Below are 22,603 nucleotides of genomic sequence, written 5' to 3' on the forward strand. Positions count from 1 at the left end.
TTTGCGGTTTTCCGTTTTCAGAAGTTAACCACGGAGTTACTCAAAGTGAAGCACCGAGGTAAAGGATTTTTTCCTGGTGAACCTTGGTGGCAATGCACTACGCTTAAATCACCGTCAGCCGTTTGTATTCACGGGTATGAGCCTTCGGATTTGCCGTGTACTCATCCAACGTACGTTGAATCGTTTCGAAGACCTGATGCCGTAAGTTTTCCACATCTGCTTCGGTCAGACCCTTCGTTGGAATGGGCGTATGAATTACTGCCCGGACGGCTCCAGGATTCAGCCGCATATTTTTCTTATCGGGCAATAACAGGTAATTGTTCAGTAACGAAATAGGCACCAGCGGTACCTGCTGGCGAATGGCCATCCGAAACGCTCCATCCTTAAAGGCTGGGTGCATCTGCGGTGGGTCCGTTGCTCGAATGCCTCCTTCCGGATAAATCACCATGCTCCGACCCGACTCCAAAGCCCGGTACGAGCGTTGCAAGGATTTCGAACGACTCTGCGGATCATTCCGATCTACCTGAATGTGCAGTTTGGCAAACATATAACCAAAGAGCGGGGCTTTCTTCAGAACGCTTTTTCCCAGAAAGGCAAAATAGTTATCCACAATCAGCATCATCGAAGCCACGTCCAGGTACGAAAAGTGATTGGACGCAAAGACGTACGCCTGCTTAGGATCGGGTTTACCGCTTTCGTATCGCACCAGAATCGGCATACCTACCAGGGGAAAAAACAGGTGAGCCCACACCCGGTTACAGCGGTGAGCCAGGGGTTTCCAGGCTTCTTTTTGCAGGAAAATATACTGAAACGGGAAAATCAGCAGAAACGTAAATACAAACCAAAAGGCCGCCCAGATGGAATACACATTCACGAAAAAACGCCGCATGGTTCGGATCAACAAGGGTGAATCGTTCGACTTTCGTCTACTTGAACTAGAGTACAGTCCGCAAAAATAAGGCATCCATCAGCAAATCAGTGCGTTTGTGAAACGTCAATTCGAGAAATGCCCCTTCCGAGCCGCTTCCGAATTGCGTATCTTTGCGTAATAAATTCTGTTGAGGGTGATTTTTCCTCCCGAACGATGACTACCATGAGCACGATTTCCAAAACGTATTCGCCCACCGAGGTTGAAGATAAGTGGTACGCCTACTGGCTCCAGCACAAGCTTTTCGCGTCCCAGCCTAATCCTGAAAAAGAGCCGTACACCATTGTGATTCCTCCCCCAAACGTCACGGGAATCCTGCACATGGGCCACATGCTCAACAATACGATTCAGGATATTCTGGTCCGCAAGGCCCGCATGGAAGGTAAAGAGGCGGTATGGGTGCCGGGTACGGATCACGCCTCCATTGCCACGGAAGCCAAAGTCGTAGGCATGCTCAAGGAGCGGGGAATCGCCAAGACCGATCTGAGTCGCGAAGAGTTTCTTTCGTATGCCTTCGAATGGAAAAACAAATACGGCGGAATCATTCTCGAACAACTCAAAAAACTCGGAGCTTCCTGCGACTGGGACCGTACGCGGTTCACGATGGACGAGAAGTACTACGAGTCGGTCATTGATGTATTCGTTCGTCTGTACAATAAAGGACTGATTTACCGGGGTGTACGGATGGTCAACTGGGATCCCCAGGGGAAAACGGCTCTGTCGGACGAAGAGGTAATCTTTAAGGAAGTACAGTCCAAGCTGGTCTACATTCAGTATCCGGTAGTCGGTGAAGAAGGAGCCTCGGTAACCATTGCTACCGTTCGCCCGGAAACCATCATGGCTGATGCGGCCATCTGCGTTCACCCGGAAGACGAACGGTATACGCACCTGCACGGCAAGAAAGTACGGATTCCGTTGATTGACCGGGAAATCCCGGTGATTCTGGATGAATACGTAACAATGGATTTCGGTACGGGAGCCCTGAAAGTAACCCCGGCTCACGATTTGAATGACTACGAACTGGGCCAGAAACACCGGCTACCCGTGATCGATATCCTGAGTGATGACGGTACGCTCAACGAAAAAGCCCAGCTTTTTGTGGGCATGGATCGTTTTGCGGCCCGCAAAGCCATCATCAAGGAACTCGAAGAAAAGGGTTACCTGGAAAAAATTGAGGAATATAAGTCAAACGTCGGTACGTCCGAGCGTACGGGAGCCGTTATCGAACCCAAGCTGTCCATGCAATGGTGGCTGAAGATGGATGACATGGCCAAACCTGCTCTGGATTCAGTGATGAACGACGACGTAGCTTTGATTCCCGCTAAATTCAAGAATACGTACCGCGTGTGGATGGAAAACATCCACGACTGGTGTATTTCCCGGCAACTCTGGTGGGGCCAGCAGATTCCGGCCTTCTATTTGCAGGACGGTACCATCATTGTTGCTAAAAACAAACGGGAAGCCCTGCGAAAAGCTCAGCACGAAATGCAGCTATTCGCCTTGACCGAGCAGGATTTGGAGCAGGACCCGGACGTACTTGATACTTGGTTTTCGTCCTGGCTATGGCCGTTTGGCGTATTTGATGCCCTCTCGAATCCGGACAACGAAGACATTAAATTTTATTACCCCACCAGCGATCTGGTGACGGGTCCGGATATTCTGTTCTTCTGGGTTGCCCGGATGATTATGGCAGGCTTTGAATTTATGGGCGAGCGTCCGTTCAAGAATGTGTACCTGACGGGTATTGTTCGGGATGCGAAGGGTCGGAAAATGTCCAAGCAACTCGGGAATTCTCCTGACCCACTGGACCTGATTGCCAAATTCGGTGCCGATGGCGTTCGTACGGGACTGCTGTTCTCCGCTCCCGCTGGCAACGATTTGCTGTTCGATGAAAAACTTTGCGAACAGGGACGGAATTTCTGTAACAAAGTATGGAATGCCTTCCGTCTGATCAAGGGCTGGGAGATTTCCACGGAATCCGCTCCGGCTTCGAATCAGCTGGCCTTTACCTGGTTTGAATCCAAACTCAACGCCACGCTGGCCGAGATTCTGGATCACTTCAGCAAGTTCCGGATTTCGGATGCCCTGCACGCGGCATATAAATTGATCTGGGATGAATTCTGCTCGAATTACCTGGAAATTATCAAGCCCGAATTCGGCAAACCCATCGATGCCGAAACGTACGAAACGACGGTCGCTTTCTTCGAACGCCTGATGGCTTTGATGCACCCGTTCATGCCGTTCATTACGGAAGAAATCTGGCAAAACCTCCGCGAGCGTTCCGAAGGCGAAAGCCTCTGCCGGGCGGCGTACCCCACCGTGGGCACCATCGACGCTGCACTGGTAGCGGACTTCGATATCCTGTTTGAAGTAGTAACGAAAGTTCGGGAAACCCGTAACTCGAAAGGCCTTTCGCCGAAAGAAACCCTGCCACTGGTGGTTCGTACGGATAACACCGAACGCTATCAGAACGTAGACCCGATCATTCAGAAACTGGCAAACACGACGCCAATTGAGTTTGTGGCGGAAGATGTAGCGGGTGTTTCTCCGTTCCTGATCAAAGCCGATAAAATCTTCATCGCTTTGGGTGAAAAGATCGACGTGGAAGCCGAACGCGAACGTTTACAGAAAGAAATCGAGTACAACGAAGGATTTATGAAATCCGTAGACGCGAAACTTTCCAATGAACGCTTCGTACAGAATGCGAAACCCGAAGTCGTAGAGAAAGAACGTCAAAAGAAAGCCGACGCCGAATCAAAGCTGGTAGCTTTGCGTGAAGCGTTGGTGAATTTGGGTTAGTAGTTGGATTGATGGTTCGTGGCCTCCTGAAAAGACTTTGTTTTTTTCAGGAGGCTTTTTTATTAGTCGGTTGGTTGATTCACTTTCTCACGACAACTAAAACTTCCGAATCAACACCACTCCCCCCACAATCAGCATGGCACCCACGATTCGTCCGATGGAAATAGGTTTGACGGCTACGCCCAGCCAGCCGTAATGATCGAGCAACAGGGATACGATCATCTGTCCCAGTACCACTAGTCCAAAAGTTAAGGCTACCCCCAGTCGCGGCATTACCACAATGACCGTACTGATATAATAGGCTCCCAAAACACCAGCAAACCAGATGTACCAAGGAGCCGTTTTCGCCGCTGCCACCGCTTCCCCAAAAGAGGTTCGGGTCGTCAGGCTTGCCAGGAACAGAACCACTACCCCCATAACAAAGGAAAAGAAAGCCGCCCAGAGTGCCTGTCCGGTCAGGCGGGCCATCTGAGCGTTTAGCCCCGCCTGCGTAGGAAAAACAGCCCCGCATAAAATGGCCAGTACGAAGAAGAGAAGCTGTTGCATAGAGGAGTTTGAATGGGTTTGATAAAGGTATGAGATGGTTTGTTTTATCCAAGAACAGAAATCTCTTTCGTCCCGTAAGCACGGCGGGTCTTTTAGTCCGTATGCATTCCATGCCGGCACGCCCACCGCTCACTTCATCCCGCTCTAGGCCACCGCGTTGCGGATAAAGTAGGCGGCTTAAGCCCGACATGGAATGTGATAGGACGGGGATCGGCTTTAAGTTGCCCATGCAGTAACTTACTCAAAATCAGCAACTACCAACCATTAAGCAGTAACTTTCAAAGATGTCAGAAGAAGAAAGCCTCTCCCGCCCGTAAGCCATTCCATGGCGGCAACTGAACGACCTACGACAGCCGCAATGCGGTGGCCTAAACGGGCTGTCGTTAGGCATGGAGAGGTCCAGCCTGGAAGGCTTACGGGCTACTAGCCAGCCATACTTGCCGGACCAGACCCGGTCTAGGTTAATCACGAATTTTCAATATATCTGAAAGAAGAAATCTCTCTAAGCGAAGATTGCTGGCTATAAAATAGACATCGACTAGTAACGCGACTGTATTGCTGGGACGAAATAGCGTCTACTCCAAGCGATAAAACAAACCATCGTTTGACAAAGCCTCTCCCATTACTACAACCAACTTCAACCTTTATTCACTAATTTAACAGGTCAACGATTTTTCCCATGCAAAAAAAGAGAACCCTTTTGTCCCTGTGCCTGCTCAGCATGGGCTTCGGAGCTTTTGTCATGAAAGCCGTCGATGATCGGGCTATTACCGTCTCCGTCGTCAAAGAAGCCGAAAAGCTACTGGGTCTGGAATTTACCGCCGCCGAAGCCGACTCCATGCGGGGCGAGTTACTCAGCAAACGTCAGAGTTACGAGCGTATGCGGAAAGTCGAACTAAGCAATGACGTCGCTCCCGCTCTGTACTTCAATCCCTTACCGCCAAACTTTGTTTTTGAAAGTCAGACGCTGCCCTTCAAAGTCGCTCCCGCTGGCAAGGTAAAATTACCAGATAATCGTGACGAGCTGGCCTGGTATTCCGTACGCGAACTGGCTGAATTACTGCGAACCCGGCAACTCACGTCCGTTGAACTGACCCGCTTTTTTCTGGAACGTTTGAAGAAATACGACGTACACCTACACTGTGTCGTTACCCTGACGGAGACCCTGGCCCTGCAACAGGCGGCACAGGCCGATGCCGAAATCAAGGCGGGTAAATACCGGGGTCTATTGCACGGTATTCCCTATGGAGCAAAAGACCTGCTGGCTCAGAAAGGCTATCCAACCACCTGGGGTTCGGCCGCCTACAAAGATCAACAGTTCGCCTATACTGCCACGGTCATCGAACGACTCGAAAAAGCCGGAGCCGTACTCTGTGCCAAGCTCACGCTGGGCGAGCTGGCGATGGGCGACGTCTGGTTTGGGGGTAAAACCCGGAATCCCTGGAATCTCAACCGGGGTTCCAGTGGCTCCTCGGCGGGTTCGGCCTCGGCCGTAGCGGCGGGCCTACTGCCCTTTGCCATCGGTTCGGAAACCCTGGGCTCCATTGTTTCCCCGTCGAGCGAATGCGGTACGACGGGATTACGGCCCAGCTTCGGTCGCGTGCCCCGCACGGGAGCCATGACGCTCAGCTGGAGTATGGACAAACTCGGTCCGCTGGCCCGTACCGTGGAAGACTGTGCCATCGTTTTCAACGCCATCCAGGGTCCCGACCAGAAAGATTATACGATCATGAAGGCTCCGTTTAATTACGACGGCACCCAAACGTCCCTGAAAGGCTTAAAGATCGGATATCTTCCCACGGCCTTTGATCGTAACTATCCTACTAAAACGCAGGATTCGCTAACCCTGGCTACCTTACGATCCCTGGGTGCCGAACTTGTACCGATGCAGTTGCCGGAGTATCCCGTCAGTGATATGGCTTTGTTATTAACGGTGGAGGGAGCTTCCGCCTTTGACGATTTAACTACTAGTAACCGCGACGATCTGCTGGTTCAACAGCATAAAAACGCCTGGCCCAATTATTTCAGAGCCAGTCGCTTCGTACCAGCTGTGGAATACCTGCGGGCAAATCGGTTACGGACGAAACTCATCGCGGCTATGCAGGAGAAAATCAAAGGCCTGGACGTATATGTAACGCCTGCTTTTGGAAATCCTAACCTGACGCTGACGAACCTGACGGGCCACCCCTGTATAGTGTTGCCGAACGGTTTCCGAAGCGAGCAGGGCGTGCAGCGACCAACCAGTATTACGTTTATGGGATCCTTATTCGGGGAAGCCAAGCTGCTTCAGGTAGCCAAAGCCTATCAACAGGCCACGAACTGGCATCGGCAACACCCCAAGCTTTCGTACAACCATGATTAAATACCGTCTCTATCCCACCCTGATGCAGCTGTTTTCGTGGTACCATCACGAACTCCGAAACGCGGATGGAGAACTATACGTAACGGAGCGGCACCTGCTGGATCGGATCAACCGGGTCCCACAACCCACTACACCCGCCCAGCAGCGGGGCATTAGTTTTGAAACCGCTTTGACTACCGGGCGGGGAGAAGAGCAATTTCCGGCTCCCATCATCGAAGCCATGCGAAAACAGCTTCCCATGCGGTACAAAACCCAGTTTTTCGTGCGTACGGCGATTAAGAATGTGGAGTTTTATGGACTGATTGACATTGTGGGCGGCGACCGGGCGATTGATATTAAAACGACCTCCCGGTACGAGCCTCCCAAGTTCGCCCATCACTTTCAGACCCTGTATTTGCTGGGTTTGAAAAGCTGGAATATTAAACAACTGGATTACCTGATTACGGATTTCAAGGAAGTGTATACCGAAAGTTATCATTACGACACCTATGACTTCCAGCCTTTACTCGACGAACTGGAGTTGTTCACGGATTTTTTAGAGACGCACCGTCCGCAGATTACGGACAAGAAGATATTTAACAATGCCCAAAACGGTTTACAAACATCTCTTTTTTGACCTGGACCATACCCTCTGGGATTTCGAACGCAATACCAACGAAACGCTCGTAGAGCTTTTTGAAACCTTCGATTTACGGAAAATCGGCGTAAAAAGTGCGGAGGATTTGCAGCAAACGTTTCACCGGGTCAACGCCGAACTCTGGGAACTGCACGATACCCGTCAGATCTCGCAAGAAGAACTCCGTAGTCGTCGTTTCCGGCAGGTACTGCAAGTACTCGGCTGCCCGGATGATAGCTCCTGCGATGAATGGACGGACTGGTATCTAGCGAATTGCCCGTACAAACCGCATTTACTGCCCGGAGCCCTGGAATTGCTGGAGTATCTGGCTCCCCGCTACGAAATGCACATCATTACCAACGGTTTTGGCGACGTGCAATACATCAAAATGGATAGCAGCGGGCTAACGGGTTATTTTAAGGAAGTCATCACCAGCAAGCGGGCTGGAGCCAAGAAACCCGAACCCGAAATGTTTCAGTATGCCATGACGGCCGCGGGTTGTAGGGCCTGCGAATCGCTGATGATTGGTGATAACCCCGAAGCCGACGTAGCCGGTGCCCTGGGCGTAGGTATGCACGCCGCCTATTTCCGGCCCCGGCAATCACTCTACCCGGAACGGGAGGCGACGTATCAGCTAAGTTCGTTACTGGAATTGAAGCAGTGGCTGTGATTAAACTGTATACGCTTACTTTTGTGGACTACTATCATGCGTATGTCCGAAGCTTTTCAGTATCCCCAACAGGGAATTCGTTTAACGGTAGATGCCGTGGTGTTTGGATACCACTCGGATCGGTTACAGGTTCTGTTGATTCGTCGCAAGTATGCCCCTTTTGAAGGACAGTGGGCCTTACCGGGCGGTTTCGTTGCGGAGCCAGAGAGCCTGGAACAGGCCGTTGAACGCGAACTTTCGGAGGAAACGGGCCTGAAAATCAACTACCTCGAACAACTCTTCAGCTTCGGCGAACCCCGCCGGGACCCCCGGTTTCGGGTGGTTTCGATTGCCTATATGGCCATTATTCGTTCGGACAACATGCCGCTACAAGCTTCGACGGATGCCACGGACGCCCAGTGGTTCGATACGCAGGAACTGCCCCCGCTGGCCTTCGATCACGCTCAGATTCTGGAGAAAGCCATCAGCCGACTCCGCTCCAAACTGCGGTATCAGCCGATTGGCTTCGACCTGCTGCCGGAAAAGTTTTTATTCAGTGATCTGGAACGGCTCTACAGTACCATCCTCAATCAACCGCTGGATCGGCGGAATTTTCGCAAGAAGATGCTCAGCTTTGGTATCCTTGAAGAGTTATCCACCAAAGTTTCCGACGGCCGGGGCCGCCCCGCTTCGCTGTATCGCTTCGATCTGGAACGCTATCAGGCCCTGCAACACGAAAATTTCTACTTCGAAATTCCCTAATTTCTATTTTGCGTAATTTTTACACAAAACTTTTTCCGATTTGGTTGCAGAATTGATCGGACCTCTACATATTTGCGTAAAATATACGCAAATATGAAAGTCATCAATCTCGAACCCACCTTTCAGCCCTACGGCCCTGGTTTGGCTTATGAGGCGTTTACGTTCAACGGCGGCGAGCCGCACATTCGCATTCAGGAACCCGTCGCTGGAGCCGACGTTCAGGTCACTACCCGCATCCAGTCGTTCCAGGATATGGGGCTTTTACTGGTAGCCGTTGATGCCCTTCGGCGGGCGGGTGTACAAAACCTGTATTTGTTTCTTCCTTATTTTCCCGGTGCCCGTCAGGATCGTTGTACGCAGGTGGGGGAAGCCCTTACGGTGAAGATCTATGCTGATCTGATCAATGCTTTAGCGTTCAAAGAAGTACAGATTTTCGATCCGCATTCCGACGTAACGCCTGCTTTACTACAGAACGTAAAAGTCATTTCTAATCAGACGTTTGCTCAAACCTGCCTTGCTTCTCTTTCAGACTACCTACTCATTTCACCGGACGCCGGAGCTTTGAAAAAGACCGTAGTCCTGGCCCAACGTCTCGGCGTTGATTACGTGGAATGCAGCAAAAAACGCAATACCCTTACGGGTCAGCTCAGTGATGTTCGGGTATACGCGGACGATTTGCAAGGACAGACCTGCGTCGTAGTCGATGACATTTGCGACGGCGGTGCTACGTTCCTGCAACTGGCTCAGGCCCTACGCCAGCACGGAGCGGGTTCACTGGTTCTAATCGTTAGTCACGGAATCTTTAGCCGAGGCTTCACCGAGTTATCCGCCTACTACGATCAGATCTTCAGTACTGATTCCTTCCAGACGCTTTCCAGCGACGCCCTGACCCAAATTCATCTTTCACCCGCTCTTTTCTAACGCCTTTCGCTATGAATCCCATCCATCTCTCCGACGGTTACAAAGTCGATCACCGCAACCAATACCCAAGCGGTACCGAACTGGTCTACAGCAACTTCACGCCCCGTAAAAGTCGCATCGAAGGCGTTGATCATGTAGTTTTCTTTGGCTTGCAGTACTTCATCAAAAAGTATCTGCTGGAAGAATTTGAAGAGCAATTTTTTAAAAAACCGAAAACTACAGTCGTAAAAAAATACCAGCGACGAATTGAAAACTACCTCGGCAAAGGTGCCATCACGTACGATCACGTCAAAGCCCTGCACGAGTTGGGTTACCTGCCGCTGGAAATTCGGGCCTTAGCCGAAGGAACACTGACGCCCTTCCGCGTGCCGATGTTTACAATTCAGAATACACAACCGGAATTTTTCTGGCTGACCAATTTTCTGGAAACGCTGCTTTCCTGCATTCTCTGGCTACCCTGCACCAGTGCCACCACGGCATTTCACTACCGGAATCTGCTGGATCAGTACGCCGAAAAAACGGGCGGTGATGCCGCTTTCGTCCCCTGGCAGGGACACGACTTCAGCTTTCGCGGGATGGCCGGACTCGAAGCTGCCGAGCTGAGTGGAGCCGCTCACCTGCTGAGTTTTACGGGTACCGATACCATTCCGGCCATCGACTTCCTGGAAACCTATTACGGGGCCAACGTCGATACGGAACTGGTCGGCGGTAGTGTTCCCGCTACCGAACACAGCGTCATGTGCATGGGTACGCAAAGCGGTGAGATTGATACCTTCCGTCGTTTGATCCACGAAATTTATCCACGCGGCGTGGTCAGTATTGTCAGCGATACCTGGGATTTCTGGCAGGTGATTACGGAATTCATGCCACAGTTGAAGGACGCTATTCTGAGTCGGGAAGGCAAAGTGGTGATTCGTCCCGACAGCGGCGATCCGGTTTTGATTCTGTGTGGAGATCCGGCAGCTCCTGTGGGAACGCCCGCCTACAAAGGAGCCGTGGAGTGTTTGTGGGAAACGTTTGGCGGTACGATTACCGCCACGGGTTACCGCCTACTCGACGCTCACATTGGGTTGATTTATGGAGACAGCATTACGCTGGAACGTTGCCGAACCATCTGTCAGCGGTTGGCAGATAAAGGTTTTGCCAGTACGAATGTAGTTTTCGGCATTGGGAGTTATACCTATCAGTACGTCACCCGCGACACCTTTGGTTTTGCCATGAAGGCGACCTATGGTGTGGTCAATGGCGAAGGACGGGCCATTTTCAAAGATCCGAAGACCGATGACGGTACCAAACGTAGTGCCAAAGGGCTCATAAAAGTGGAAGGAGAAAACGGCTGGGTAAGCGGTCTGAGTGACGAGGTAAGCCCGGAGGAGGCCACCCGCGGCCTGTTGCAAACCGTATTCAAAGATGGGAAATTACTGGTAGAACACCGGCTGGCCGACATCCGTATCCGATTACAGCAGCAGCAATTTCTTTTGCAGGCCAGTAACTAAAGCAAACTCCGCAAACGACTGGCGTTCAGATCGCAGCGGTAGGCCGAAACTTCTGGGTGCTTGTTACACTTTTTGAGCACCTCGGCCCATTTCTTCCGGCGGGTTTCGCTTTCGTTCAAGTACCAGACCCCTTCGGCGGGCATGGTTACGAAAACCATCCGCAGGCCCAGCCGTTCGTAGACGGCCCGCTGGGACGGCGTTCGGTGTACGTTGAATTCCGGTAAAAGCAACAATCCATCCGCCTGACGAATGGTTTCCTCGCTCGTAATCGGACGTACGCTGAATTCATTTAGGAACGCTTCGGGAAAAAAGGGCACTAAATTTTCGTCAATATATACGTTCATTGAACCGGGCGATTAACAAAAAACAACGCTTCTTCCACCTGTGTCTCCGTCAATCCGTACAGTTGAGCAATCGTGGGCGTATCCTCGCCGCCCAGATGGAGTCGATGCAGGGTTTCGGCCAGAATATTCGTACCCTGGATGGTAGGCTGTCCGAGTTGCCGTTGCGGATCAATCACTACCGAACGGTCTTTACCGAGGGGCCAGAATTTCGACGCCAGTTTGTCGGCATCGAATTCAATCTTCCGGCAAAAGCCTTCCATGACTTCCTTGATCTCGTACTGAAGCCGGGCATCCGCCGTAATCAGGATTTCATTACCAATTTCGACGAATAACGTCTTGCTATCGGTTAATAAAAACGAGGAAGCAAAGGGGAAAGGCGTCTGTAACAGGCGGGAACTAACTTCGTGAGCCTGAAGGATCTTAGGCGTGGAAATGCCCAGTTCCCGCAGTTTGAAGAACACGTAAAACTCGATGAGTGTCTGAAAATTCACCACCCGCTCCCGGCCTTTCCCCCAGGAATAGGATATTTTGGTCGTTGCCGAAAGTCGTCCGTTCCAGAATTCATCCAGCCAGCGGCGTACCCGGGTGAGGGGAAGTCTCAAAATCTGAGCCACATCGGGCACCGTGTAGATACCCGTTCCCAACGCAGGTTCAATCGACTGGATTTCTTCTGGATTCATACGTCGTACGCACTTCGGGATTTACCGAATGAACTTAATACACAAACTCACCAAACTCGCTGCGTACGGTTACGCGTTTGCCTTCGAAGGCCTCCACGCGACCGATCACCTGAGCCTCAATTCCAAACGAATGGGCAATGTCAATCACTCGCTGGGCCTGACCCTCGGGCAGGTATACCTCCAGGCGGTGACCCATATTGAAGACTTTGTACATCTCCGACCAGGCCGTACCGCTTTCCTGCTGAATAAGCTTGAACAGCGGCGGAATCGGGAAGAGATTATCCTTAATGACGTGTAGATTGTCGATGAAATGCAGCACTTTCGTCTGGGCACCACCCGAGCAGTGCACCATTCCATTCGGACGGATTTCACTGAGCAGGGCTTTCACGAACGGAGCATACGTCCGCGTGGGTGACAGCACCAGTTGGCCTACATTCAGCGGCGTACCTTCCACAGGTTCAGTCAGTTTTTTCGAACCACTGTAAACCAAGTCAGATGGCACTTCCGGATCGAAGCTCTCGGGGTAGAGCGAGGCCAGATAATGGCCCAGTACATCATGGCGGGCGGAAGTCAGTCCGTTTGAACCCATTCCCCCATTGTACTGATCTTCGTACGTGGCCTGTCCGAACGAAGCCAGACCTACCACGACATCTCCCGCCTGAATGTTATCATTCGAAATGACATCCGAACGTTTCATGCGGGCCACTACCGTACTGTTCACCGTTATTGTGCGTACCAGATCGCCTACATCCGCCGTTTCACCGCCCGTTGAGTAAATCTCGACGCCGTGTTCCCGCAACATCGCCAGCACTTCTTCCGTACCGTTGATGATCTGGGAAATGACCTCGCCGGGAATCCGATTTTTGTTTCGGTCAATCGAACTGGAAAGCAGAATAGGACCCGTACAGCCTACGCACAGCAGGTCGTCGGTATTCATGACAATAGAATCCTGAGCAATGCCTTTCCATACGGAAACATCGCCGGTTTCTTTCCAGTACAGATACGCCAGAGCGGTTTTCGTACCCGCTCCATCGGCGTGCATGACGGTACAATAGTCCGGGTCGCCCGCGAGCGTATCGGGAACGATCTTACAGAAAGCTTTAGGAAAAAGGCCTTTGTCGAGAGCCGCAATGGCCTGATGAACGTCTTCTTTGGAGGCTGAAACGCCCCGTTGTGCATAGCGATCTTGCATGCCGCAAAGGTAGGGCGATTTTACGAGTTTAGGGTTTTCCGTTTCGAGTTTTCTACGGATACCAGCCCAGGGAATATACGCCCTTCGGAGAGTTTTTTTAAATCTTCCGTTTCAATTCAAAGTGTTTACCCAGATATACCCGCCGTACCACCGGGTCAGCGGCCAGCTCTTCGGGTGTACCCGATCGCAGGATTTTTCCTTCGAACAACAGGTAAGCCCGGTCGGTAATGGACAAGGTTTCGTCTACGTTGTGGTCGGTGATAAGAATACCGATGTTACGGTACTTGAGCTTGGCGACGATCCCCTGAATTTCTTCGACGGCAATCGGGTCCACCCCGGCAAAGGGTTCATCCAGCAGAATGAACTTGGGATCTACCGCTAAACTCCGGGCGATTTCCGTCCGACGACGTTCTCCTCCTGACAGTACCTGCCCCTTGTTTTTGCGAACGTGGGTTAAACTCAGCTCTTCCAGTAGCGATTCCATTTTCTCCTTGCGTTCGACCTTATTCAGGTTGCCGCGTAGTTCGAGTACCGCCAGCAGGTTTTCCTCCACCGTCAGACTTCGAAATACGGAAGCTTCCTGAGCCAGATACCCAACGCCCAGACGGGCCCGCTTGTACATCGGCAGATTCGTTACGTCCAGATTATCCAGGTATACTTTTCCACTGTTGGGCTTCACCAGGCCCGTAGCCATGTAGAAAGAGGTCGTCTTTCCAGCTCCATTGGGCCCGAGTAGTCCTACAATTTCTCCCTGAGCCACCTGGTAACTCACGTTATCATTCACCAGCCGCTGTCCGTATTTTTTTACCAGGTTTTCCGTGCGAAGAATCATGTCGATAGTGGAAAAGTATAAGGCTTTACTAGCTAAAATTTGATGTCTTTAATCTGTAACTGAAGGCTTCGCTTTCCCTGGAACTCATTGATTTCAATCTGGTAACAGAGATCAAAGGGCCGTCCGTCGAGCAATCGTTCGTAAAAGTGTGCCATGCCGAATCCGATACACGAGAAAATAGCCGAGCCTTGCTGGCGAATGTCCATTTTCAGATGTTTTTCTTTCAGGATTCGCGGTGTGCCGTATAAATGCACCTGTTCGGCAACAAATACGGGTGTCATATTTTCCGGACCAAAGGGTCCCATTTGACTGATTATGGCGTGAAATTTCTCTGAAATGGCGGATAAAGGTAATTTCATATCTACCTCCACCAGCGGTTTCAGATGTTCCACCTGAATTTTCCGGGATACTACTTCTTCAAATCGCTGCTGGAAGGCTGGAACGTTTTCTACTTTCAGCGTTAAGCCCGCCGCGTACATGTGTCCGCCAAACTGTTCCAGTAAGTCCGAACAGGCTTCGATGGCTTCGTAAACGTCAAAACCAGGAACCGAACGGGCCGAACCCGCCGCTTTTTCATTGGATTCCGTGAGAATGATCGTGGGGCGATAATACTGCTCAATGCAACGACTCGCGACGATACCAACGACGCCCTTGTTCCAGTCATTTTTGAAGAGTACCGTCGATTTGGCGGACTTCATCAGTTGATCCCGTTCAATCATTTCCAGGGCTTCCTGGGTGATTCGGGTATCAAACTGGCGGCGGTCCGTATTATGAACGTTGATAATTCGGGCGAATTCTTCGGCCTCGTGTTCATCCTCGCTCAGCAAAAGATTCACGGCATCGTAGGCATGCTTGATGCGTCCGGCCGCATTGATTCGCGGGCTGAGTCCAAACACCACATTGGTAATGTCCAGCGGTGGTTTGAGTGAAGCGGCCTTGATGAGAGCCTGAAGACCCGTACGCGGAGCGGCATTGAGTCGTTTTAAACCGTAATGAGCCAGGATCCGGTTTTCGCCGGTAATGGGTACGATATCGGCGGCGATACTAATGGCCAACAGATCCAGATACTCGAATAAGGGCTCAACGGGTAGCTGATGATACTGGTTGTACGCTTGCAGCAGTTTGAAACCGACCCCACAACCGGTTAGCTCTTTGAACGGATACGGGCAATCTTCCCGCTTGGGATCAAGTACAGCGACGGCATCGGGTAATATCTCACCGGGTCGGTGGTGGTCACAAATGATAAAATCAATACCCAGACTTTTAGCTTCCGCAATCAGCTCTACGGACTTGATCCCGCAGTCGAGTGTGACAATGAGCGAAAAGCCTTTTTCAGCGGCGTACCCGATACCCGGACGCTGAACGCCGTACCCTTCCTTGTAGCGATCCGGAATGTAAAATTCGAGGTTGGGATAAAATGTCTTGAGATAGCCGTAGAACAAAGCTACCGAAGTAGTACCGTCTACGTCATAATCGCCATAAATCAGAATTTTTTCCCCCTTGTCAATTGCCCGGCTCAAACGCTCGACGGCCCGATCCATATCCTTCATCAGATTCGGATCGTGCAACTGACTCAACTGCGGACGAAAGAACGACTTCGCCGTATCAAATTCGGTGATGTTTCGTTGCCAGAGCAGCGTTGCTAAAAACGAGTTCACATTGATTGCCTGAGCCAGGGAATCAATGGCTTGCTGCTCTTCCGTCGTTCCAGGAAGTTTCTGATATGTCCAACGCTTCTCAACCATACGTGCAAAATAACAAAGAAACCGGGCGGGGTCGGCACCATTTAGAAATTTTAAGCCACCTCAGGTACTGGTATATAACAAACGAGTCGCCCTTTTCAGAACGACTCGTTTGATTCACTCAAGTTCTACGTCCCGCTTACAGCGTTTCCATAGCCTTGCTGGTATCCTTACTCTGGCGTTTGTCATCCATGGTATTAAATATATAATCCCAAAGTGGAGAGGATACGCCAAATACTACGTTGCCGTCCTTGTAATGATGGATTGCATGATTAATCCACAAATGCTTTAAAAAGTTCTTCGGTGGTGCGTACGCGTGTACACAATAGTGCACGAGCAAATAACCGGCGTATCCCCAAATGAAGCCCGGGAAAAACGCATAGGCGGCTTCACCCATCAACAGGAAGAAAATAGCGAACAGCGTACCGGAAATGATCACGGCCAGAATCGGAGGCATCGCCAGACGGCTTTTATCTTTCGGGTATTCGTGGTGTACGCCGTGTGTAGTATACTGAAACTTGGCCCGAGCGGGTGTCGTCGGCTCAATATGGTATACGCTCCGGTGCATCCAGTACTCAACGAAAGTAAATGCCACTAAGCCTACAACGAACAAAACACCGATCAACCAGTTGGTTAAGTCCGTATGCGTGAATGCGTACCAGCCCAATACGGCTCCAAGAATAAAAAACAAAGAAACCGGAATCGCAATGTGGGTCCGGGAAAGAGCTTCTAGAATGGGATTATCGAAAAGCTGTTTGGTGCCGTTATTTTTCGGCTTGATTTTATGTGGTTCCATGGCTACACGTAAGGAGGAAAGTGTAGAGAAAGTATAACTAACGGGGGCAAAGGTACGGCTGAATGGCTTTTCTTGCTCCTTAAATTTTTAATTAGGATGGATTTACGTGCGTAGGTTCCGCTTCTTCGACTTCTGATTTGATGATGGGCTCTTTTGAACGGATGATTAAACGTAAGGACTGATCGTAGGTAATGTAGTTCCAGACCCAGTTAATGAAGATCATCAGACGGTTTTTCACCCCAACAATGGAAACCAGGTGAACAAACATCCAGGTAAGCCAAGCCAGAAAGCCCTGAAACTTCAGGAAGGGTAAATCTACTACGGCCAGATTGCGACCCACCGTAGCCATCGAGCCAAGATCTTTGTATTTGAACGGTACCAGGTTTTCCTTCCGAATGATTCGTACTAGGTTTTTAGCTAACAATTTTCCTTGCTGAATGGCCGGCTGAGCTAGCTGTGGGTGACCGTCCGGAAATTTTTCGTCACCCATTACCGCCGCAATGTCACCAATGGCAAATACGTTGGGCAGACTTTCAACCTGACAGTAGGCATTGGTTTTGATCCGGCCCCCGCGACCCATGACTTCCGACGGAATCCCTTCAAACGTAGTGGCTTTAACGCCCGCCGTCCAAACCAGGTTATCCGTGCGAAGTTTCGTACCATCGAGCAGATACACGTATTTTCCGTCGAAATCCGTTACCCGGGCGTTCAGCATGACATTGATACCCAGTTTTTTCAGGTATTGTTCCGACTTAATCTGCGACTCTCGGGACATGGGCTCCAGCAGTTCGCCTCCGGATTGCACCAGATAGATCTGCATTTGCCGGAAATCCAGCTCCGGGTAATCTTTAGGCAGAATGTGTACTTTCATTTCAGCCAACGTGCCGGACAACTCGACACCCGTTGGCCCACCCCCTACCACGACGACGTTCATTAGCCCCTGCCGCTCGTCCAGGTCATCGGAAATCAAAGCCCGTTCGAAATTTTCCAGCATTCGGTTCCGTAAAGCCAGGGCTTCACCAACGGACTTCATAGGTAAGGCCCGCTCGATGATATTCTTCATCCCGAAAAAGTTGGTTTCCGCACCCGCCGCAATAATCAGGTAATCGTACGAAATCGCCCCCATCGTGCTGGTTTCTACTTCCTGCCGTTCAGTATCGATGCTTGTTACACTGGTCACCCGAATGTGCATATTCGAGCGATTTTGAAAAGCTTTCCGTAAGGGAAATGAAATCGAACTGGGTTCCAGCCCCGCCATCGCTACCTGATAAAACAGCGGCTGAAACTGGTGAAAGTTATTGCGATCCAGTAATACGGTCTGAATTTCCGGGTATGTCGCCAGTTTTCGAGCCACGGCGAGTCCGCCGAAACCAGCTCCAATAATCACGACCCGCTTTTGAGATGTCTTGGGAATACCTGAATACATATGGTAATCGGTTGAGAAGAACGCTACAGCGTACAGGCCCGCCTCTCTCTACTCTGCTACCTGATACCCTGCTATGGTGCTTTGTTTCAATACCTTTTCGTAGAAAAATTCGTACCTCGGTAAAATACGGTTAATGTCAAATTCTTTCGCCCGAGCCAGGGCATGAGCCCTAAAAACAGGCAATTGATCATCCTGAAGGATAATCGCCGCTTTTTCGGCCATATCGGCGAAATCGCCAATGGCTGAGATAAAACCGGTTTTGCCCTGAATATTTACTTCGGGAATACCTCCGGCGTCGGAAGAAATAATCGGTACTTCACAGGCCATGGCTTCCAGAGCGGCCAGTCCAAAACTTTCCTTTTCGGAAGGCATCACGAATAAATCGGCAATGGAAAGTACTTCTTCGATGGCATCGAGCTTACCCAGGAAGCGGACGTCCGAGCTAATGCCTAATTCACGGGCCAACTTTTCCAAACCAGCCCGTTCGGGTCCGTCACCAATCAACAGAAGTTTCACGCAGGCTTTTTCCCGTAACAGGGCAAACATGCGTAAGATGTCGTCAATCCGTTTAACTTTCCTGAAATTGGAAATATGAACCAGAATCTTTTCGCCGTTGGGGGCAATGGCCGTTTTAAAGTGGTCCTTTTTCTGTTTGCGGAAACGCTCTAAATCAATAAAATTTGGAATCACCTCGATTTCCCGCTCAATGGCAAACTGGTCGTAGGTATCTTTCCGTAAACTTTCTGAAACCGTAGTTACGCCATCCGAAGCATTGATGCTAAACGTGACGACGGGCTCGAAGGAGGGATCTTTTCCAACTAAAGTAATATCTGTTCCATGCAGTGTAGTAATGACGGGAATATGGATGCCCTGCGTGCGTAAAATCTGCTTGGCCATGTAAGCTGCAGAGGCATGCGGAATGGCATAATGAACGTGCAGTAAGTCGAGCTGGTGATTTTTTACTACTTCCACCATCTTACTCGAAAGAGCTAATTCATACGGTGGATGCTGAAACAGCGGGTAAGAAGGAATAAAAACCTCGTGGTAGAAGACATTTTCATTAAAGAAGTCCAGACGGGGAGGTTGACTGTACGTAATAAAATGAACACGATGTCCATTTTTGGCGAGTGCTTTCCCAAGCTCGGTAGCTACTACGCCACTTCCGCCGAAGGTTGGGTAGCACACAATGCCGATATTCATAGTGATAAGTAAGTTAGTCGGGTGTACAACAGAATGAATTCCGGGTTGGTTTCGCAAGGAAGCTACAAGTCCTGTATTAATTTTGGATGACCTGTTCGTTCAAGACTACGTTTTCATTCGCTGTTCTTAGCCTAGCACGGGTACTCGTTCTGATTTTTCAAAGCCATCGCTTTATGCGTCATAAACCCAAACCTACTAGTAGTCAGATTACAAACGGCTTTCTTCGATTGATTCGGTGGCCTAATTTACTCATTCTGGCGGCTACGCAATATTTGGTCTATACTTGTCTTATTTTTCCGGAACGTTCCTGGACGGCGGGCTTCCGGGATGCTCCTCTCTTCTGGCTGATTTTTTCAACCACCTGTATTGCCGCTGCGGGTTACATCATCAATGACTACTACGACATTAAGATTGACCTGATCAACAAACCAGATAAGGTCATTATTGGTCGCTATCTGAAACGCCGCTGGGCGATGGGCATCAACCTCGGACTGAATTTTATGGGCATTGCTGCGGGATGGCTGGTAGATAAAAAGATTTTTCTCATCAACGCGTGTGCTTTCTTTTTTCTCTGGCTGTATTCCAATCACTTAAAACGCCTACCGTTTTGGGGTAATTTGATGGTTGCTTTTTTAACGGCCCTCTCCCTGATTGTACTAGCGGTTCATTACCAGATTCACGAACGGGAGGTGTACATCTACGCCCTGTTCGCGTTTACCATATCCTTGATTCGGGAAATCATCAAGGATATGGAAGACGTTCGGGGCGATGCGTCATTCGGCTGTCAAACCTTACCCATTCGCTGGGGACTGGTACGAACCAAGTATTTTCTGGAAGTACTCATTGCCGTCTTCCTGGTGATTCTCTTCGTTATGACGCGGCCCCTACACGCTCCTACGCTCATGTATATTTTTATGGTGATTTCTGTACCGATCCTATTTATGGCTTACCGACTTTTCTACGCGGATACCAAGCAGGACTTTGCCTTTTTGAGCAGTTGGTGCAAGTACATCATGATGGCTGGCGTATTAACCATGCTCTTGGTATGAGTTAGGAGAAGGCTAATGTTGTTCCCTGAGCAGTAACGGTCAATTCAGCGGTTCTGCCCAGCGGTAAGGCTACATTAATGGCCTCATGACCTACGGGAAAATCAAAGGCAATTGGGAAATCATACGCATCCGTCCAGTACCGAACGATTTCGTAAATGGAGCTACCAAAATCTTCGGGCTGGTCTTTCAGATCCGAAAAACTACCTACTAGTAATCCAGCCAAGTTTCCTAGCTTTCCAGCCCGATGTAAATGTACCAGATAGCGATCCAGAGCATAATGATATTCATCCGTATCTTCCAGAAAAAGGATACAGCCTTCGGTATTAATTTCCGAGCGAGTACCCATCAGATGAGACAGCAGGCATAAATTTCCACCGATTAAAGGAGCCTGTACCTTGCCTAAACGATTATAAGTTTGTGGAGGATTCTGATACTGTACCGATTCGCCAAAGAGTACCTTTCGCAGCGATTGTAGTGAAAGTTCATCCCAGGCAAAGGTCTTCGGCATCGGTCCATGAATACTTTCGTATCCTAAAGCGTAAACATCACAGAGTACAGCGGTAATATCCGAAAAGCCAACGATCCATTTCGGCGATTTTCCAAAAGCCTCATAGTTAATCTGATCCAGGAAACGAGTCGTTCCATACCCCCCGCGAGCAGAGAAAATAGCTTTTACGGAAGCATCATCCAGAAACTGTTGGAAGTCTTCACAGCGTCTGGTATCAGGGCCTGCAAAGCCGTGAAAACTTTCGTTCAGGGATTTACTTTCTACAACGTTCAGTCCCCAGCTTTCCAGAATTTCTCTGGCAGGAATTACGTATTGATCATAATCGATTTTACTGGCTAAAGCAGTAATGGCTACGGTATCACCGGCTTGTAGGGCATTGGGACGAATCATATTCAAATCATTACAGACAGTCTAGCCGACCGCCGTCTACGGGTAAGTTAATGCCGTTGATGTAAGCGGCAGCAGGGGTACAAAGGAAAGCCGCAGCAGCTCCGAATTCTTCGGGTTTTCCGATGCGTCGGAGCGGTACGCCCTGAGCCATTTCCTGCTTAACTTCTTCAGCGGTTTTGCCTTCTTTCTGAGCCCGACTTTCGGCTAGCGAAGTCAAACGACTGGTGTCGGTATAACCAGGCAAGACATTGTTAACCGTAATCCCCCAGGGACCTAATTCAGTAGCCAAGGTTTTAGACCAGCTAGCAACGGCTCCCCGAATGGTATTCGAAACGCCCAAACCCGCTAGCGGAGCTTTCACGGAAGTAGAAATCACATTGACGATACGCCCATACCCAGCTTCCTTCATACCAGGCACCAATAATTGAACCAATAGCTGATTACAAATAAGATGGCTGTTGAATCCCTGCAGAAAGGATTCTGGCTTAGCTTCCAGGATAAATCCTCCCGCTGGGCCGCCCGTATTATTGATTAAAATATGAATCGTGGCATGTTCAGCTAAAGCTGTATGCACGGCTTCCTGAACCTGTTCTGGGTAAGTAAAGTCAGCAACGAGATAGGAATGACGTTGGTCGTTCGTTTTCGCTAATAGGGAAAGCTTTTCCTGAAGAGTTTTTTCGTTACGAGCTAATAAGATGACGTTAGCTCCTAGTAAGGCCAATTCCTGAGCAGTGGCCCATCCGAGTCCCTGCGTACTACCGCAAACCAAAGCGGTTTTATTACGAAGATTTAAATCCATAGCAACTGAGTTTATTGCAAGTTTATGGATTTATAGGAAGAATAGAGAAGAAGATTATAAAACCTATACTCAACGTATTGATGCGATTAGCAACAACAAGACTAAGCGTACTATTGAAAAGGAATATGTATTCAATACAGCTATTCTTTAGCTACAGCTTTGGTGTGTAGGGTAGCTAGCAAAAAAAAGAAGCTCCTTTGGGGGGAGCTTCTTTGGAGTAAAGGGGAGGCGATTACCTACTTTCCCGGGGGTGAACCCAGTATCATCGGCGGAGCGGGGCTTAACGGCCCTGTTCGGGATGGGAAGGGGTGAACACCCGCCCTATGATCGCCCTTGGTCTTTCAGATTGTCGCCCGAACGCAACAATCAATACCTTCAAGGTTTTTGATGTGATGTGGAAAAGACAATAGTCGTATTCAAGCGATAATAAAAGTAAATAAGAAGTCTTGGAGGCATTAGTACTACTTGGCTTTGCGATCACTCGCTTTAGACCGGTAGCCTATCAACGTCATCGTCTCTGACGGCTCTCATAGGAATTCTCATCTTGAGGCAAGTTTCGCACTTAG

20 protein-coding genes and 2 rRNA genes are annotated in these 22,603 nt (G+C 49.9%); 8 read left to right on the forward strand and 14 right to left on the reverse strand.

All coding sequences use genetic code 11. The annotated features are described in order from the left end of the window. Nucleotides 1-103: 103 nt before the first annotated feature. Entirely contained in the window at nt 104-889 is a 786-nt protein-coding gene (locus BWI97_RS19180) for a 1-acyl-sn-glycerol-3-phosphate acyltransferase (RefSeq protein WP_102202379.1), read from the reverse strand. A gap of 204 nt (nt 890-1,093) precedes the next feature. On the opposite strand from BWI97_RS19180, the gene BWI97_RS19185 reads away from it, so the two are divergent. Continuing rightward, entirely contained in the window at nt 1,094-3,727 is a 2,634-nt protein-coding gene (locus BWI97_RS19185) for a valine--tRNA ligase (RefSeq protein WP_102202380.1), read from the forward strand. A 96-nt stretch (nt 3,728-3,823) separates the two neighbouring features. Here the strand turns inward: BWI97_RS19185 and BWI97_RS19190 are convergent, their stop codons facing one another. After that, nucleotides 3,824-4,273, reverse strand: a complete 450-nt coding sequence (locus tag BWI97_RS19190) for a DMT family transporter (RefSeq protein ID WP_102202381.1) — start codon at nt 4,271-4,273, stop codon at nt 3,824-3,826. A gap of 679 nt (nt 4,274-4,952) precedes the next feature. Between BWI97_RS19190 and BWI97_RS19195 the strand changes: the two genes are divergently transcribed. The 6 genes from BWI97_RS19195 to BWI97_RS19220 all read left to right on the forward strand — a co-directional run bounded on the left by BWI97_RS19195 (nt 4,953) and on the right by BWI97_RS19220 (nt 11,079). Then, entirely contained in the window at nt 4,953-6,635 is a 1,683-nt protein-coding gene (locus BWI97_RS19195) for an amidase (protein ID WP_102202382.1), read from the forward strand. Further along, the gene (locus BWI97_RS19200) at nt 6,628-7,251 is read left to right on the forward strand and encodes a hypothetical protein (RefSeq protein ID WP_094812961.1); all 624 of its coding nucleotides are present in this window, start codon (nt 6,628-6,630) and stop codon (nt 7,249-7,251) included. The genes BWI97_RS19195 and BWI97_RS19200 overlap by 8 nt, the downstream gene beginning before the upstream one ends. Beyond that, entirely contained in the window at nt 7,217-7,921 is a 705-nt protein-coding gene (locus BWI97_RS19205; RefSeq protein ID WP_102202383.1) for a YjjG family noncanonical pyrimidine nucleotidase, read from the forward strand. The genes BWI97_RS19200 and BWI97_RS19205 overlap by 35 nt, the downstream gene beginning before the upstream one ends. A gap of 42 nt (nt 7,922-7,963) precedes the next feature. After that, nucleotides 7,964-8,662, forward strand: coding sequence for an NUDIX domain-containing protein (locus BWI97_RS19210; RefSeq protein ID WP_102202393.1), 699 nt, complete (start codon nt 7,964-7,966; stop codon nt 8,660-8,662). A gap of 93 nt (nt 8,663-8,755) precedes the next feature. Continuing rightward, nucleotides 8,756-9,583 carry a ribose-phosphate diphosphokinase gene (gene prs / locus BWI97_RS19215; RefSeq protein WP_102202384.1) on the forward strand — a complete coding sequence of 276 codons (828 nt, stop codon included), beginning with the start codon at nt 8,756-8,758 and terminating at the stop codon, nt 9,581-9,583. Between the two features lie 11 nt (nt 9,584-9,594). Further along, a complete protein-coding gene (locus tag BWI97_RS19220) occupies nt 9,595-11,079 on the forward strand; it encodes a nicotinate phosphoribosyltransferase (RefSeq protein WP_102202385.1) in 1,485 nt (494 codons plus the stop codon). Here the strand turns inward: BWI97_RS19220 and BWI97_RS19225 are convergent. From BWI97_RS19225 to bshA, 8 genes are all read right to left on the reverse strand, one after another. Then, nucleotides 11,076-11,423 carry a hypothetical protein gene (locus BWI97_RS19225; protein WP_102202386.1) on the reverse strand — a complete coding sequence of 116 codons (348 nt, stop codon included), beginning with the start codon at nt 11,421-11,423 and terminating at the stop codon, nt 11,076-11,078. The two genes, BWI97_RS19220 and BWI97_RS19225, sit on opposite strands and share 4 nt — an antisense overlap. Next, a complete protein-coding gene (locus BWI97_RS19230) occupies nt 11,420-12,103 on the reverse strand; it encodes a DUF433 domain-containing protein (RefSeq protein ID WP_102202387.1) in 684 nt (227 codons plus the stop codon). Before BWI97_RS19230 ends, BWI97_RS19225 begins: the two co-directional genes overlap by 4 nt. A gap of 34 nt (nt 12,104-12,137) precedes the next feature. Then, nucleotides 12,138-13,295 carry an AIR synthase related protein gene (locus tag BWI97_RS19235; protein ID WP_094812949.1) on the reverse strand — a complete coding sequence of 386 codons (1,158 nt, stop codon included), beginning with the start codon at nt 13,293-13,295 and terminating at the stop codon, nt 12,138-12,140. A gap of 97 nt (nt 13,296-13,392) precedes the next feature. Next, nucleotides 13,393-14,127 carry an LPS export ABC transporter ATP-binding protein gene (lptB, locus tag BWI97_RS19240; protein ID WP_094812947.1) on the reverse strand — a complete coding sequence of 245 codons (735 nt, stop codon included), beginning with the start codon at nt 14,125-14,127 and terminating at the stop codon, nt 13,393-13,395. A 32-nt stretch (nt 14,128-14,159) separates the two neighbouring features. Continuing rightward, nucleotides 14,160-15,872 (reverse strand): single-stranded-DNA-specific exonuclease RecJ, encoded by a 1,713-nt coding sequence (gene recJ, locus BWI97_RS19245; protein WP_102202388.1) that lies wholly within the window; start codon nt 15,870-15,872, stop codon nt 14,160-14,162. Between the two features lie 136 nt (nt 15,873-16,008). Next, nucleotides 16,009-16,665: a sterol desaturase family protein gene (locus BWI97_RS19250; RefSeq protein ID WP_094812943.1), complete on the reverse strand. Its 657-nt coding sequence runs from the start codon at nt 16,663-16,665 to the stop codon at nt 16,009-16,011. A 91-nt stretch (nt 16,666-16,756) separates the two neighbouring features. After that, entirely contained in the window at nt 16,757-18,091 is a 1,335-nt protein-coding gene (locus tag BWI97_RS19255; RefSeq protein WP_094812941.1) for an NAD(P)/FAD-dependent oxidoreductase, read from the reverse strand. 48 nt (nt 18,092-18,139) lie between these two features. Next, a complete protein-coding gene (gene bshA / locus BWI97_RS19260) occupies nt 18,140-19,291 on the reverse strand; it encodes an N-acetyl-alpha-D-glucosaminyl L-malate synthase BshA (RefSeq protein WP_102202389.1) in 1,152 nt (383 codons plus the stop codon). Nucleotides 19,292-19,464: 173 nt separating this feature from the next. On the opposite strand from bshA, the gene BWI97_RS19265 reads away from it, so the two are divergent. Continuing rightward, complete coding sequence (locus tag BWI97_RS19265; RefSeq protein ID WP_102202390.1) at nt 19,465-20,340, forward strand: geranylgeranylglycerol-phosphate geranylgeranyltransferase; 876 nt, start codon at nt 19,465-19,467, stop codon at nt 20,338-20,340. Between the two features lies 1 nt (nt 20,341). On the opposite strand, the gene BWI97_RS19270 is transcribed toward BWI97_RS19265, so the two are convergent. From BWI97_RS19270 to BWI97_RS19285, 4 genes are all read right to left on the reverse strand, one after another. Further along, the gene (locus BWI97_RS19270) at nt 20,342-21,238 is read right to left on the reverse strand and encodes an LD-carboxypeptidase (protein WP_102202391.1); all 897 of its coding nucleotides are present in this window, start codon (nt 21,236-21,238) and stop codon (nt 20,342-20,344) included. Nucleotides 21,239-21,248: 10 nt separating this feature from the next. After that, nucleotides 21,249-22,037: an SDR family oxidoreductase gene (locus tag BWI97_RS19275; RefSeq protein ID WP_102202392.1), complete on the reverse strand. Its 789-nt coding sequence runs from the start codon at nt 22,035-22,037 to the stop codon at nt 21,249-21,251. Between the two features lie 223 nt (nt 22,038-22,260). After that, nucleotides 22,261-22,372 (reverse strand): 5S ribosomal RNA (gene rrf, locus BWI97_RS19280). Between the two features lie 100 nt (nt 22,373-22,472). Next, nucleotides 22,473-22,603: ribosomal RNA gene (locus BWI97_RS19285) — 23S ribosomal RNA — on the reverse strand; the annotation flags it as partial.

The sequence above is a fragment of the Siphonobacter sp. BAB-5405 genome (assembly GCF_002872335.1).
GTDB lineage: Bacteria > Bacteroidota > Bacteroidia > Cytophagales > Spirosomataceae > Siphonobacter.